This is a genomic window from Arthrobacter sp. MMS18-M83, assembly GCF_026683955.1.
GTDB lineage: Bacteria > Actinomycetota > Actinomycetes > Actinomycetales > Micrococcaceae > Arthrobacter.
Map to the genome: position 1 here is coordinate 723,178 of NZ_CP113343.1, position 13,242 is coordinate 736,419.

The following is a 13,242-nucleotide window of genomic DNA, read 5'->3' on the forward strand; positions in this document are numbered from 1 at the left end:
CGCCCGACACGGCATTCCGCGGAACTTGACATTGCCCGCAATTTGAGCCTTTACCTTCTAGCTGAGGTAGAAGGTTTGTTCTCCGGGCCGCCAAAACGCGAGCAAGGCAGGTCCCGCCAGGGGTCCTGCCTTGCTCGCGTTGATGCATCTAGGCTGCATGCCGCACTAAGCAGCCACGGCCTCTTTCACCACTGGTTCCGTGTGGTGGCTGATCATGGTCAGCTCGTCGAACGGCTTCGCGCCGGACAGGACGTTCGTGACCTGGTTCCGGTCGATTTCCTTGACCCACGTGCCGATCAACACCGTGGCGACCGCATTGCCCGTGAAGTTGGTAAGGGCGCGGGCTTCGGACATGAAGCGGTCGATGCCCACGATCATGCCTACGCCGCCCAGGAGTTCGGGACGGTGGGCCTGCAAGCCCGCCGCGAGGGTGGCCAAGCCGGCACCGGAAACGCCGGCCGCTCCCTTGGACGCGATGATCATGAAGACCAGCAGCGAAACCTGGGCGCCGAGGTCCAGCGGGATGCCCATTGCGTTGGCAACGAACAGGGAGGCCATGGTCAGGTAAATCGCGGTTCCATCGAGGTTGAATGAGTAACCGGTGGGAACGGTGACACCGACAACCGGCTTGGAGATGCCCAAGTGCTCCATCTTGGCGATGAGCCTCGGCAGCGCTGCTTCCGAGGAGGACGTGGAGAAGATGAGCAGGTACTCACGGGCCAAGTACTTCATCAACTGGAAGATGCTGACGCCGGCCACAACCCGGAGCAAGGAACCGAGGACCACCACGATGAACAGCGCACAGGTGATGTAGAACGCGACCATCAGGGTGAGCATGCCGAAGATAGCCTTCACTCCGGTGGCACCGACCACTGCGGCGATCGCACCGAAGGCACCGACTGGCGCCAGCCACATGATCATGATGAGGATGCGGAAGACGAGAGCCTGCCCGTGCTGGATGGCTTTAAGGACCGGCTGCCCCTGCGAGCCCATGCGCTGCAGCGCGAAGCCCACCAGAATGGCGGCCAAGAGCGTCGGCAACACGGGAATGTCTCCGGGGATAATACCCAGCAGGAAGTCAGCGGTACTGTTCGTGGCAGCCTTCGCGTTGGGGTCGTACGGGATCAGCTTCAGGCCCTCGCCGGGGTGGATGATATTGCCCACCACCAATCCAATGGCGAGCGCGAAGGTGGACATCACCAGGAAGTACACCAGTGCAAGCCCGCCGACCTTGCCGACGGTGGCTGCCTTGGCGATCGAGCCGATACCCAGGACGATGGTGCAAAAAATGACCGGGGCGATCATCATCTTGATGAGCTTGATGAAGCCGTCACCCAGCGGCTTGAGGGATTTTCCGACTTCAGGGAACATCAGGCCGACGACGGCGCCGAGAATAACTGCGGCGATCACGGCGATATAGAGGTAATGCGACTTGTCCAGCCCCTTGCGCCCGGCCTTTGCGGGTGCAATCTCTCCTCTTTGAGAGGTCATGGCTTTGCTCCTTTTAGATACTCTGGAAAGCGCCGTGGTTCCTGCAAAATGTCCCTGCGTCGCTCTGCTGTGATATCCATCATTCGGGGCAAGGTGACATGTATCACTGTTGCGTTCATATTGGTCGCAGAATTGATCAAAAGGAGGAGCGCGTGATCCGACGCTGGAGCATTGCCCGGAGACTTTTTATGGCGAACCTGCTGTTCATCCTGGTGCTCACCGCGATCGTGGGGACGGCCGCCTTCGTGGATGCCAGGGACCGGGCCTACAACGACGCCGGCCAACGCATGCAGGCCGTGGCCGCGGCGATCGCAGCCAACCCCCTCGTACTTCAGGCCGCCGCCACGCCGAATCCCTCGGCGACACTGCAGCCGTACGCGCAGGTAGTGATGGCCAACGCGCACGCCGACTTCATCACCATCATGGCGCCGGACCGGACCCGGTGGACCCACGCGAACCCCGACGAAATCGGCAAACCCTATATCGGCACGATTGACCCGGCATTGCACGGACAAACCTTCACGGAAGTCACGGCCGGCACCCTTGGCCCGTCGGTGCGCACCATCGTTCCGGTGGAAGATTCTTCCGGAACCGTTCGGGCCTTGGTAGCCGCGGGCGTCACGGTTCGAACGGTGGACGTCGCAGTGTCGGCGCGGCTCACAGCAATCATCGCCATCTCCCTGGCCATGCTCGCCGGCGGCTCCTTGGCCTCCTGGTTGTTGGGCCGATACCTGAGCTCCGTGACCCGGGGCTGGGGGCCCGAGCAATTGGCACAGCTGTTCGCGTACTACGAGTCGGTCCTGCACTCAGTCCGCGAAGGCGTGGTGCTCATCGACACCGGAGGCAGGGTGGTCATGTATAACGACCAGGCCGCGGAACTGCTGGGACTGGAACGGGCCGACGTCGACCCCTCAGCAGGAGCGGCCCCGCGCCTTTCGGACCTGCCCCTCGATGCCAGCCTCCATGGCCTCTTCGAATCCGGCCGCACGGCGCACGACGAAATCCACCTCACCGGGTCACGGATCCTGGTGGTGAACCAAGCGCCAGCGGTGGGGCCACCGGGAATGACGGGTCGGCAGCGCCCCGCCGTGTTCGGCACAGTAGCCACGCTCAGGGATCGCACGGAAATCGAGTCCCTGGGCAGCGAACTGGAGACCATGAAGACACTGTCCGACGCCTTGCGGGCCCAGACTCACGAGCACGCCAACAGGTTGCACACCATTGTTTCCCTGATGGAACTCGGGCGTACTGCCGACGCCTTGGATTTTGCCACCAAGGACCTTGAGCTAAGCCAACAGTTGACCGACCATCTGGTGGCATCAGTGGACGAACCTGTCCTGAGCGCACTGATCATGGGGAAATCGGCAGAGGCACACGAACGCGGAGCGGAGCTCATTGTCACGGTGTCCGGCGGGGACGGCCTTCAGGGCTTGGCCGTCCAGGATTTGGTGACCATCTTGGGAAACCTGCTGGACAACGCGCTCGATGCCGCAGCCGCCGCTCCCCCGCCGCGGAAAGTGGAACTGGGAATCGCGTCGGGACCTGACGGAACCACATTCACGGTTGTCGATTCCGGCCACGGCATCGATCCCGGCATTGTGGATGACGTCTGGCAATACGGATACAGCACTAAGGCAGCCGGCATCGGACAGAGCGCGGGCCCGGGGGCTCCGTCCCGCGGCGTTGGCCTGGCACTGGTGCGGCAAGCGGTGCAACGGCTGGGCGGTACGCTGTCCATCAGCGAATCCACCAGCGACTTGGGCGGTGCGTTGTTCCGTGTGGTGCTCCCCGCGCCGGACTCCAGGAAAGAAGCCGAATGACCGATATCCGCGTCCTCGTTGTCGAGGACGAACCCATCGCCGCAGATGCCCATGGCGTCTACGTCGGCCGAATTGACGGTTTCACTGTTGCTGGGACAGCCCCGGACGGACAGTCGGCCTTGCGGCTGCTCAACGATTTCGCCGCGGCGGGGCAGCCGGTGGACCTTGTCCTGCTGGACATGAACCTGCCGGACCTTCACGGACTGGACGTCGCCCGCCGGATGCGCGCATCCGGCCTTCTGGCAGACATCATCGCCATCACCGCCGTCCGGGAAGTGAACATCGTCCGCAGCGCGGTGTCGATCGGCGTGGTGCAATACCTGATCAAGCCGTTCACCTTCGCGACGTTTGCGGACAAGCTCGCCAGCTACCGCTTGTTCCGCGAACAACTTGCCGCGCCGGGGTCGGGCGCGCGTGCCAGCGGGGCCTCGCAAAGCGATGTGGACCAGGCCTTCGCGAGCCTCCGCGCGCCCACCGAGCTCCCACTGCCCAAGGGACTTTCCGCCCACAGCCTGGACTCTGTCAAAGACCTTCTCGCAAGCCTCGGCCGGGCCGTCTCCGCAAGCGAGGCGACCGAGGCCCTTGGTATGTCCCGGGTCACCGTGCGCCGCTACCTCGAGTACTTGGCCGACGCCGGATTGGCTACCAGGAATCCGCGCTACGGCACTCCCGGACGGCCGGAGAACGAGTACCGCTGGAATCGGAGCTAAACGCCCCAGTAGCAGGTTCAGAGCGAAACTATGTATACATAGATCAAATCTTTGATGGGTTATTTGGAAAGAATCTAGGCCGAATCGAGGTTTATGTATACACTGAGGGAATCCGGACAGCAGAGGGAGGATCCATGCGCGCCAGCGACAAAGCCTATGCTGCCCTGCGCGAGGACATCATTGAATGGCGGCTGACCCCCGGCACAGTCCTCGCCGAAGTGGAACAATCCGAACGCCTGGGCGTGTCCCGCACGCCGGTCCGGGAGGCGCTGGGCCGGCTCAGCGCGGAAGGGTTGACGACGGCGGCAGGCGGCCGCGGCGTCGTCGTCACCGATATCTCGCTGGAGGACATCGACGAACTGTTCGAGCTGCGCGAAACCCTGGAAGGCAAAGCCGCCGCCCTCGCCGCCGTGCGCGGAGAACGCGCGGTGTTCGAGCAACTCCACGCCGAGCTCCTCCGGGCCCCGGAGATGCTCAACGACAGCGATCCCGCACGGCACGACTATTACGCCCTGGTGGGAAGGCTCGACGAAGCGATCGACGAGGCCATCTCCAATTCCTACCTCGCCCAGGCCATGCGCAGCCTGCGCGTCCACCTGGTGCGGGTCCGCCGCCTCGCGGCCGACGACGCCGAACGCCTCCACGCTGCCGCGGCCGAGCACGCCGCGATCGCCGAGGCCATCGCGGCGGGCAACCCCCGGCTCGCCGAAGCCGCCACCACCCTCCACCTCCACCGCAGCCTTTCCCACGTCAAAGCCACCCACACACCTCACTAGAAGGAGCACCATGGTGAAGAACAACCACGTCCGCGTCTACAAGAGCGAAGAGAACCTTGCCCGCGAGGAGCAGCTGGCTCACAAGATCGCCACGGTCGCCGCCGACCCCGTCGAGGTCCTTCCCCTGGTCACGGAGATGGTCATCAACCGCGTCATCGACAATGCCTCCGTCGCCATTGCCTCCCTTAACCGTGCTCCGATCATCGCGGCCCGGGCACAGGCCCTGACGCACGCGCCGACCACCAACGGCAAGGGCTCCAGTGTTTTCGGGATCAGCGACAAGGTCTCGACCGAGTGGGCTGCCTGGGCCAACGGCGTCGCCGTACGCGAACTCGACTACCACGACACCTTCCTTGCCGCGGACTACTCCCACCCGGGCGACAACATCCCGCCGATCCTCGCCGTGGCCCAGCACGTCGGTGCCAGCGGCAAGGACCTGATCCGCGGCATCGCCACCGGCTACGAGATCCAGGTGGACCTGGTCAAGGCCATCTGCCTGCACAAGCACAAGATCGACCACGTAGCCCACCTCGGCCCCTCCGCCGCCGCCGGCATCGGCACCCTCCTGGGCCTGGACGTCGAGACGATCTTCCAGTCGGTCGGCCAGGCCCTGCACACCACCACGGCCACGCGCCAGTCCCGCAAGGGCGAAATCTCCACCTGGAAAGCCCACGCCCCGGCGTTCGCCGGCAAGATGGCCGTGGAGGCAGTGGACCGGTCCATGCGCGGCCAGACCTCCCCCGTGCCGATCTACGAAGGCGAAGACGGCGTCATCGCCTGGATGCTGGATGGCCCGGACGCCTCCTACGAGGTCCCGCTGCCCGAAGCCGGGGAGCCCAAGCGGGCCATCCTGGACACCTACACCAAAGAGCACTCCGCCGAGTACCAGGCCCAGGCCTGGATCGACCTCGCCCGCAAACTGAACAACGAGCACCCCGAAGCCACGGACCCGGCCAACGTGGCCTCCGTCCTGATCAAGACCAGCCACCACACGCACTACGTGATCGGCTCCGGCGCCAACGACCCCCAAAAATACAGCCCCACTGCGTCCCGGGAGACCCTGGACCACTCCATCCCGTACATCTTCACCGTCGCCCTGCAGGACGGTTCCTGGCACCACGTCGACTCCTACAGCCCGGAGCGCGCCGGACGCCCCGACACCGTGGAACTATGGCACAAGGTCACCACCGTGGAAGACCCCGAATGGACCCGCCGCTACCACTCCCTGGACATCGCCGAAAAGGCCTTCGGCGGCACTGTTGTCATCACCCTCAACGACGGCACCGTCATCACGGATGAGATCGCCGTGGCCGACGCCCACCCGCTCGGTGCCCGGCCCTTCGCCCGCCAGCAATACATCGACAAGTTCCGCACCCTCGCCGCCGGGCTCGTCGAGGAAGCCGAGATCGAAAGGTTCCTCGCCGCCGCCGAAGCCCTCCCGGAACTGGGCCCGGGCGAACTGGACCAGCTGAACATCACCGCCGCACCCGGCGTCATCGACCTCACCGCCGCACCGAAGGGACTCTTCTAGATGCTCTACTCCAAGACCACCCCGGAACAGAAACGCCTCGCCCTGCGCGGGATGCTCGCTTCCGGAACGATCCAGCAGTTCCCCGGCGCGTTCAACCCGCTCTCGGCACGCCTGATCGAGGAAAAGGGCTTCCCCGGCGTCTACATCTCCGGCGCCGTCCTCGCCAACGACCTCGGCCTGCCGGACATCGGGCTCACCACCCTCACCGAGGTCGCCACCCGCGCCGGACAGATCGCCCGCATGACCGAACTGCCCTGCCTCGTGGACGCGGACACCGGATTCGGCGAACCGATGAACGTGGCCCGCACCATCCAGGAACTCGAAAACGCCGGACTCGCCGGGTGCCACATCGAGGACCAGTTCAACCCCAAGCGCTGCGGGCACCTGGACGGCAAGAACGTGGTCGACACCGACACCGCCGCCAAGCGCATCCGCGCCGCTGCCGACGCCCGCCGGGACCCGAATTTCCTCATCATGGCCCGCACCGACATCCGCGCCGTCGACGGCATCAAGGCCGCCCAGGAACGCGCCCGGGCCCTCGTGGAAGCCGGCGCCGATGCCATCTTCCCGGAAGCCATGAAGGACCTCAGCGAGTTCCAAGCCATCCGTGATGCAGTGGATGTGCCGATCCTGGCCAACATGACCGAGTTCGGCAAAAGCGACCTCTTCACCGTCGAACAACTCCAGGGCGTCGGCGTGAACATCGTGATCTACCCGGTCACCCTGCTCCGCATTGCCATGGGGGCTGCAGAGCGTACGCTGGAAACGATCAAGGCCACAGGAACGCAGGAGGCGCAGGTGGAGAACATGCTCACCCGTGCGCGGCTCTATGACCTCGTGGACTACGAGGCTTACAACCACTTCGACACGAGCGTTTTCAACTTCCAGATTCCTGGGCTCAGCCGGTAACTGGATCAATCAAGGGATGCAGGCGCTCCGGCCATTCCGGAGTTCTTGCCGACGAACGAAGGAGTTCAGCATGGCTGCTGAAGAGATCAAGAAGGGCCTGGCCGGCGTCGTGGTTGATTACACCGCGATCTCCAAGGTCAATCCGGACACCAACTCGCTGCTGTACCGCGGCTATCCCGTGCAGGAACTCGCCGCCAAGTGCAGTTTCGAGGAAGTTGCCTTCCTGCTGTGGAATGGTGAGCTGCCCACGCCGGAAGAACTTGCAGAGTTCACAGCCCGCGAGCGCGCGGGCCGAACCCTTGACCCTGTGGTGAAGCAGGTTGTCGACACGCTGCCCACTACGGCCCACCCCATGGATGTGTGCCGCACGGCCGCCTCTGTACTGGGAGCACGGCACCCGCTGGCCGACGTTTCCACGCCGGAGGCCAATATGGCCAAAGCAATTGACTTGTTCGCCGCGATGCCCGCGGTGGTCGCCTACGACCAGCGCCGCCGACGCGGCCAGGGAGTCGTGGAACCCCGCGAGGACCTGGGCTATTCTTCGAACTTCCTGTGGATGACCTTCGGCGAGGACCCTGTCGACGAGGTCGTCAAGGCGTTCAACGTCTCGATGATCCTTTACGCCGAGCACTCCTTCAACGCGTCCACGTTCACGGCCCGCGTTGTCACCTCGACCCTCTCGGACCTGCACTCCGCCGTGACCGCGGCGATCGGTGCCCTCAAGGGCCCGCTGCACGGCGGCGCCAACGAGGCGGTCATGCACACCTTCGAGGAAATCGGCATCCGCACCGAGGAATCCCTCGATGACGCCGCCGCTCGGGCGAAGACCTGGATGGAACAGGCGTTGGCGCAGAAGAAGAAGGTCATGGGATTCGGTCACCGCGTCTACAAGCACGGCGACTCCCGCGTGCCCACCATGAAGGCCGCGCTGGACAAGATGATCGCCCACTACGGCCGGCCCGAGATCCTGGGCCTGTACAACGGCCTTGAACAAGCCATGGACGAGGCCAAGGCGATCAAGCCCAACCTGGACTACCCCGCCGGGCCCACCTACCACCTCATGGGCTTCGACACCCCCACCTTCACCCCGCTGTTCGTCGCCAGCCGCATCACCGGCTGGACCGCACACATCATGGAGCAGCTCGGATCGAACTCCCTGATCCGCCCGCTCAGCGAATACAACGGCGTGGACGAACGGCACCTGCCGTAATTTCAGGGCGTACGACGGCGGGCCGGTCACCCGAGGTGACCGGCCCGACGTCGTACTGCAAGCTATTGAGTGAGCTGCAGGCTGGTGATCATCCGCTTGAGCTTCTGGTATTCAGGTGTCTGCATGTACTGCGTGGCTTCCGCCATGGTGCTGAAAGTGCGGGAGCCAGGGGCTTGGGCGTCGCTCGTAGCGAAAGACAGCGTGCCCTTGGGCGCACCAGCCACGAAAGAGTACATCAGGCAGCTATCCCGGACTTCGCCGCTGGACTTGTCCACCAAACCGATCTGGTAGCCGATCCCGCCGCCTTGGGCTGTCTGATCCAGCACGCGAAAAGAGAACCGGGCTTGCGACGTGGTGACCCACTGCCCCGTCAATGAGGTGGCGGCTTTGTCGAGCTCCGTTTGTTTGTATGTGCCGGGCCCGCAGGCCCCGCCTACGCCGCCGCCCGCGCCATGGTAGAACTTGGCCAAGACGCGCCCCGCCTCGTCCTTCACCTGGATCCCGGACGCGGGATTGCTGGCGGTACCTGCGGGAACATCAGTGGCCGTCCAGCCCATGGGGAGGTCGAACTGCGCGTGTGCGCTGGCACTGACGAAGCTCGTCCACCTGAGGTCGGGCGTAGCTGTTGTCGATGCTCCTGGTTCCGCGGTGGCCACCGTAGTGGCCGGAGCCGTGGCCGACGCTGTTGGCGTGGCAGTAATCGTTGCAGGTGCCGTCGTGGCGGCTGGCGTCTGCAACGGACTTCCGCTCTGCGCCTGGCCCTGGGACCCAAGGTTGCTCGCAACGAGGACTCCCGCGGCCAGGACCGCTGCGGCCAAAGCCACCAACACGATGATTCTCAGCCTCCACATCTTCCTTTTCCGTTCAACGTCTGCTGAGTCCACGCCCAACATGTTCCCGTCGATCTCAGGGCGGTATGAACGCTCCATGCTTTCATCGTGCATGGACAGTCCGTGGCCATCGTGGCGCTTAGAATCCACCATTCCCCCTTTGTCGGTAAGCGCCCCTAACTGGGCGTCTATCGTGTTAGTTTCCGGTAAACGTCTTGAGGTTACAGCCCAGGTACCCAATTCTGAGCAGGCACACCCGCTGCTGATCCGTCGTCGGTCCAGTCGGAGTGGAAGACTTCAGCCACGTTCTCGTTGTCATCGGCGAGCACTACGCGGACGTCCATGCGGCGGCCATTCATCATCGCGGGAAGCCAGTGTTCGGCATCGGCCCACATGTGGGCTACCGGCAGTTCCTCCGCCGGGTACCACTGCGGCGTGATCTCGTCGCTCTCCGTGGGCTCTCCCACCCACGATTCTGCGAGGAACACAGTGGTGTACATGTTCCATTCGGGTTTGGCAGGGAAGACAAAGTCCACAGTGCCCGCGGCCACCAGGTCGTCCGGCTCAACTTGGACGTAGACTTCTTCGCGGACTTCCCGGCAAACAGCCTCGATGGCGGTCTCCCCCTCCTCCACATGGCCGCCGACGCCCACTACCTTGCCCTTGCCGAAGCCGGTGCGCTTGCGTCCAAGGAGGACCTCCCTACCGGCATCGACCTCGCGGAGGAGAAAACAGAGGGTCACATGGGCGGCTGTCATGGGATCAAGCCTACGACTGCCTCGGCCCTGAAGAACGACGCCGGGCCGGTCACCTGAGTGGGCCCACGCGAGCAGGGTTCCCTGGCCAAGCTTGCGAGGTCAGGGGGCTCGCGGGGTACTGGCCCGGCGTCGTGGCTCGTCGCTAGCCCGGGGTTTTCGTGGCCAGCTGGCGCGAGTGGCGCGTTAAAGCAGTGAAAGGGTGCTCTGAGCTGGGAAAATAGTGGTATTCGACGCCATATTTTCCTGATCGTGAGGAGCACCCTTTCGATGCATCATTTTACCCGGCTTTTCCCTGCTGCAGCGGTTGGCTTCACCGGCCAGTCACTGGTGTCCCACGCCGGAACGAAGATTCTGACGGAATTGATCGACGCGCTGGGTTTCCGCGGACTCTGCGAGGACCGGCTTGGCCAGTTCGCTCCTTCCGGCGCCCGACACCGGCCCGGCCGGCTCATCGCTTCCCTGGCCCTGATGCTCGCTGGCGGCGGCGAGCACGTCAGCGACCTGGACATGCTGCGTTCCTCGCCCGGGATCTTCGGGCCGGTGCCCTCGAACGCGACCGTGTCCCGGTTTTTCGAACGCACCGTCGCCAACCCCGAACTGTTCAGCTACGGCTTCGAGACCCTGACCCGGGAACTGCGGTCCAGGGCCTGGGACGCTGCAGGGAACTTCGAACCCGGCGGCCAGGCAACCGCCGCCGATCCCTTGATCGTTGACTTGGATGCCACGTTGGTGACCTCGCACAGTGACAAGGAACTGGCCGCGGGCACGTACAAAGGCGGGTACGGTTTCTCCCCGTTCATCGCCAGCATCGATTACGGCACGGGCAACGGCACCGGGGAAATCCTCGCCTGCGTGTTGCGGCCCGGCAGCGCGGGGGCGAACAGCGCCGATGACCATATCCGTGTCTTCGAGACCGCCACGGCCCAGTTGCCCGAGAGCTTCTTCCCCGATGGGAAGCTGGACGGGCAGAGGATCCTGGTCCGCACCGACAGTGCCGGCGCCTCGCGGAAGTTCCTCTGGCACCTGCACTCCTTGGGCGTGCAGTTCTCCGTCTCGTATCCGGTCCCGGCAGCCAAAGCCCACATGATCGACTGGATCAACGACAAACAGTACTGGCAACCGGCCCTGGACCAGCACGGGACCGACCGCACGAACGCGTGGGTCATCAACGCCACCGAAGTGATCCCGCTGAAGGACTACCCGCCGGGCACGAACATCTACCTGCGGGCCGAGCCGCTGCACCCCGGCGCGGCCCCGACCCTGCTGAATCTGGACGGGCACCGCATCACCGCGTTCCTGACGAACGCACCGCGCTGGCACGGACCGTTCCTGGATGCCCGGCACCGGGCCCGGGGCCGGTGCGAGAACCGGATCAAGACCCTGAAGAACACCGGCCTGGGCAAGCTGCCGTTCTACGATTTCGCCGCGAACCAGGCCTGGGCCAACATCGCCGCCCTGGCATTGAACCTCACCTCCTGGCTGCAGCTCACCGCCCTCCCGGAAGGCCACCACGCCAGGTCCTGGGACATCAAACGCTGGCGCTACCGGCTCTTCGCGACCGCCGGGAAAATCATCACCCGCGCCCGCCGGAGGACCTTGCTCCTGCCAGACAGGGCACCGGAGAAACAGCTCATCACCGTCCTGCTGGACCGGATCAAAGACCTCCCAGCGCGACTGAAAAGCGCCCCGGCAAAGCCTACGTAGCCAGGTCCAAGGTTCCAACCGCCACGACACAGAACAAACACCCAACGGAGAAGTGGAAATCCGCGCCGATCCCGGCGGCACCAGGGCCACTCCAGCCCCGCCAAAATCCAGATCACAGCCGATCAGCGATCAACGCCGCCCCCGGCCGGCCCACCAGCGGCAGATGAAAAATCTGGGCTAGCCCGCTTTGGTGATGGTGAGCGAGGTGATGACCGCCTTGAGGTCCTTGTAGCCTTGCGTCTGGGTGAAGGCCGAGGCCTCTTCCATTGTGTTGAATTTGTAGAGGCCCCAGGACGGTCCGCCCAATGGACGCCGGTCGGTGAAGCTAAAGAACTTTAAGGCGCCGGGTCCTGCGACAGCAAGATCAAGGACGCAGCCAATCCCATCCTGTCCAGCAATGCGGTTGGTGATTCCAATCCCCGCCTGAACGGGACCTCCGTCATTTGCGGCTGATGTCATGGCGACGTAGACGAATCTTGGTGTTCCTTGACCTGGCAATGCCGGGTCGACTGGCAGTCCGGGCATGGGCTGGCTGTCGAGGATCTTGTAGGGCGCCTTGTTGAGGCAGCCGCTGGTGCTCCAGTCGTTGGTTTCCCCCAAGGCGAGCCGTGCCATGGACTGGCCATTGGAGTCCGTGAGCGCAGTCCCAGGACCGCCTGTTAGGGAAAGGCTCCCTGGGTCACCCAATTGCCACGCAGCGGGATAGTTGAAGCTAACTTTGTAGCCCGTGGACCGGTCCTCGTAGGTCTTGATGCCAAGCGCTGCCAGGGATCCCGGTTCGGGGGAACCGACGAGCGCAGGACGAAGCTCGACTGGGATTCCATTGGTGACAAACGCTTTGTCCATGAATTGCTCAGCCGTCAGGCGATCGTTGTTGGACGCAGCGGCTGACCAGTTCACAAGGCTGGTTTCCTGCACGTACGTCCCGTTGACAAGTCTGGCGATCCAGAACCAGTCCCCTGGTTCCGGATTCGGGTTGTCGCTTGGTGCGGGCGCCATGATGCTCATCCATCCGGCTTTGCAACCCACAAGCCGGAGAACCGGCTTCAGCCGCTCCAATGAAGTCATGGCGCCAGTCAGGTTCTCAATCGTGCATTCACCATGGCCAACGGCGGCGAGGGACGAAGGCGTCGCCGTGGAGCTTGCCGTCGCGGTGGCGGTCGGGCTCGCCGTGCCGGCCGCCGAAGCAGTCGCCGTCGCCGACGCGCTCGGCGCCACCGTGGTTGTACCGGCCGGAACCGGCACAGCACTGATCGAACCGAGATGGGTTGCCACGAGCACTCCGGCGGTCACTGCGGCGGCGGCCATCGTCAGCAACCCCGCAATCCTGGCATTCCGGAGCCGTCGCGCGGCCGCCAACGAGCGTACATTCGGCGGCAATTTATCAGCGCCGCCGACCGGCGCAGCCAGCACCCGGGCCAAAGCCGCCTCTGCATCCGGCACGGGCTCCCCTCCACCGCGCAACGGATCGGCACCCTCAATCAATTCCTTGATCGGATCCAT

Annotated in this window: 11 protein-coding genes; 7 read left to right on the forward strand and 4 right to left on the reverse strand. The window is 64.3% G+C overall.

Annotation, left to right across the window (positions count from 1 at the left end; genetic code table 11):
* Window positions 1-165: 165 nt before the first annotated feature.
* The gene (locus OW521_RS03420) at window positions 166-1,491 is read right to left on the reverse strand and encodes a cation:dicarboxylate symporter family transporter (RefSeq protein ID WP_268022958.1); all 1,326 of its coding nucleotides are present in this window, start codon (window positions 1,489-1,491) and stop codon (window positions 166-168) included.
* Between the two features lie 152 nt (window positions 1,492-1,643).
* On the opposite strand from OW521_RS03420, the gene OW521_RS03425 reads away from it, so the two are divergent.
* The 6 genes from OW521_RS03425 to OW521_RS03450 all read left to right on the forward strand — a co-directional run bounded on the left by OW521_RS03425 (window position 1,644) and on the right by OW521_RS03450 (window position 8,447).
* On the forward strand, window positions 1,644-3,311 hold the full coding sequence (locus tag OW521_RS03425; RefSeq protein WP_268022960.1) for a sensor histidine kinase: 1,668 nt from the start codon (window positions 1,644-1,646) through the stop codon (window positions 3,309-3,311).
* A complete protein-coding gene (locus OW521_RS03430; protein WP_268022962.1) occupies window positions 3,308-4,021 on the forward strand; it encodes a response regulator in 714 nt (237 codons plus the stop codon). Before OW521_RS03425 ends, OW521_RS03430 begins: the two co-directional genes overlap by 4 nt.
* 134 nt (window positions 4,022-4,155) lie before the next feature.
* Window positions 4,156-4,797, forward strand: coding sequence for a GntR family transcriptional regulator (locus OW521_RS03435; protein ID WP_268022964.1), 642 nt, complete (start codon window positions 4,156-4,158; stop codon window positions 4,795-4,797).
* Window positions 4,798-4,807: 10 nt separating this feature from the next.
* Window positions 4,808-6,328, forward strand: coding sequence for an MmgE/PrpD family protein (locus OW521_RS03440; RefSeq protein ID WP_268022966.1), 1,521 nt, complete (start codon window positions 4,808-4,810; stop codon window positions 6,326-6,328).
* Window positions 6,329-7,237, forward strand: coding sequence for a methylisocitrate lyase (prpB, locus tag OW521_RS03445; RefSeq protein WP_268022968.1), 909 nt, complete (start codon window positions 6,329-6,331; stop codon window positions 7,235-7,237).
* A gap of 70 nt (window positions 7,238-7,307) precedes the next feature.
* On the forward strand, window positions 7,308-8,447 hold the full coding sequence (locus OW521_RS03450; RefSeq protein WP_268022970.1) for a bifunctional 2-methylcitrate synthase/citrate synthase: 1,140 nt from the start codon (window positions 7,308-7,310) through the stop codon (window positions 8,445-8,447).
* Window positions 8,448-8,509: 62 nt separating this feature from the next.
* On the opposite strand, the gene OW521_RS03455 is transcribed toward OW521_RS03450, so the two are convergent.
* Complete coding sequence (locus OW521_RS03455; RefSeq protein ID WP_268022972.1) at window positions 8,510-9,430, reverse strand: hypothetical protein; 921 nt, start codon at window positions 9,428-9,430, stop codon at window positions 8,510-8,512.
* Between the two features lie 68 nt (window positions 9,431-9,498).
* Window positions 9,499-10,035: an NUDIX domain-containing protein gene (locus tag OW521_RS03460; RefSeq protein ID WP_268022974.1), complete on the reverse strand. Its 537-nt coding sequence runs from the start codon at window positions 10,033-10,035 to the stop codon at window positions 9,499-9,501.
* 267 nt (window positions 10,036-10,302) lie between these two features.
* Between OW521_RS03460 and OW521_RS03465 the strand changes: the two genes are divergently transcribed.
* Window positions 10,303-11,739 (forward strand): IS1380 family transposase, encoded by a 1,437-nt coding sequence (locus tag OW521_RS03465; protein ID WP_268022976.1) that lies wholly within the window; start codon window positions 10,303-10,305, stop codon window positions 11,737-11,739.
* A 177-nt stretch (window positions 11,740-11,916) separates the two neighbouring features.
* On the opposite strand, the gene OW521_RS03470 is transcribed toward OW521_RS03465, so the two are convergent.
* Window positions 11,917-13,242: a hypothetical protein gene (locus OW521_RS03470; protein ID WP_268022978.1), complete on the reverse strand. Its 1,326-nt coding sequence runs from the start codon at window positions 13,240-13,242 to the stop codon at window positions 11,917-11,919.

Bases quoted from the DNA above. Each gene is read 5' to 3' on its own strand.
- prpB (WP_268022968.1), top strand. From the start codon at position 6,329: ATGCTCTACTCCAAGACCACCCCGGAACAGAAACGCCTCGCCCTGCGC.
- OW521_RS03455 (WP_268022972.1), bottom strand. From the start codon at position 9,430: ATGGTGGATTCTAAGCGCCACGATGGCCACGGACTGTCCATGCACGAT.
- OW521_RS03440 (WP_268022966.1), top strand. From the start codon at position 4,808: ATGGTGAAGAACAACCACGTCCGCGTCTACAAGAGCGAAGAGAACCTT.
- OW521_RS03430 (WP_268022962.1), top strand. From the start codon at position 3,308: ATGACCGATATCCGCGTCCTCGTTGTCGAGGACGAACCCATCGCCGCA.
- OW521_RS03450 (WP_268022970.1), top strand. From the start codon at position 7,308: ATGGCTGCTGAAGAGATCAAGAAGGGCCTGGCCGGCGTCGTGGTTGAT.
- OW521_RS03420 (WP_268022958.1), bottom strand. From the start codon at position 1,491: ATGACCTCTCAAAGAGGAGAGATTGCACCCGCAAAGGCCGGGCGCAAG.
- OW521_RS03435 (WP_268022964.1), top strand. From the start codon at position 4,156: ATGCGCGCCAGCGACAAAGCCTATGCTGCCCTGCGCGAGGACATCATT.
- OW521_RS03465 (WP_268022976.1), top strand. From the start codon at position 10,303: ATGCATCATTTTACCCGGCTTTTCCCTGCTGCAGCGGTTGGCTTCACC.
- OW521_RS03460 (WP_268022974.1), bottom strand. From the start codon at position 10,035: ATGACAGCCGCCCATGTGACCCTCTGTTTTCTCCTCCGCGAGGTCGAT.
- OW521_RS03470 (WP_268022978.1), bottom strand. From the start codon at position 13,242: ATGGATCCGATCAAGGAATTGATTGAGGGTGCCGATCCGTTGCGCGGT.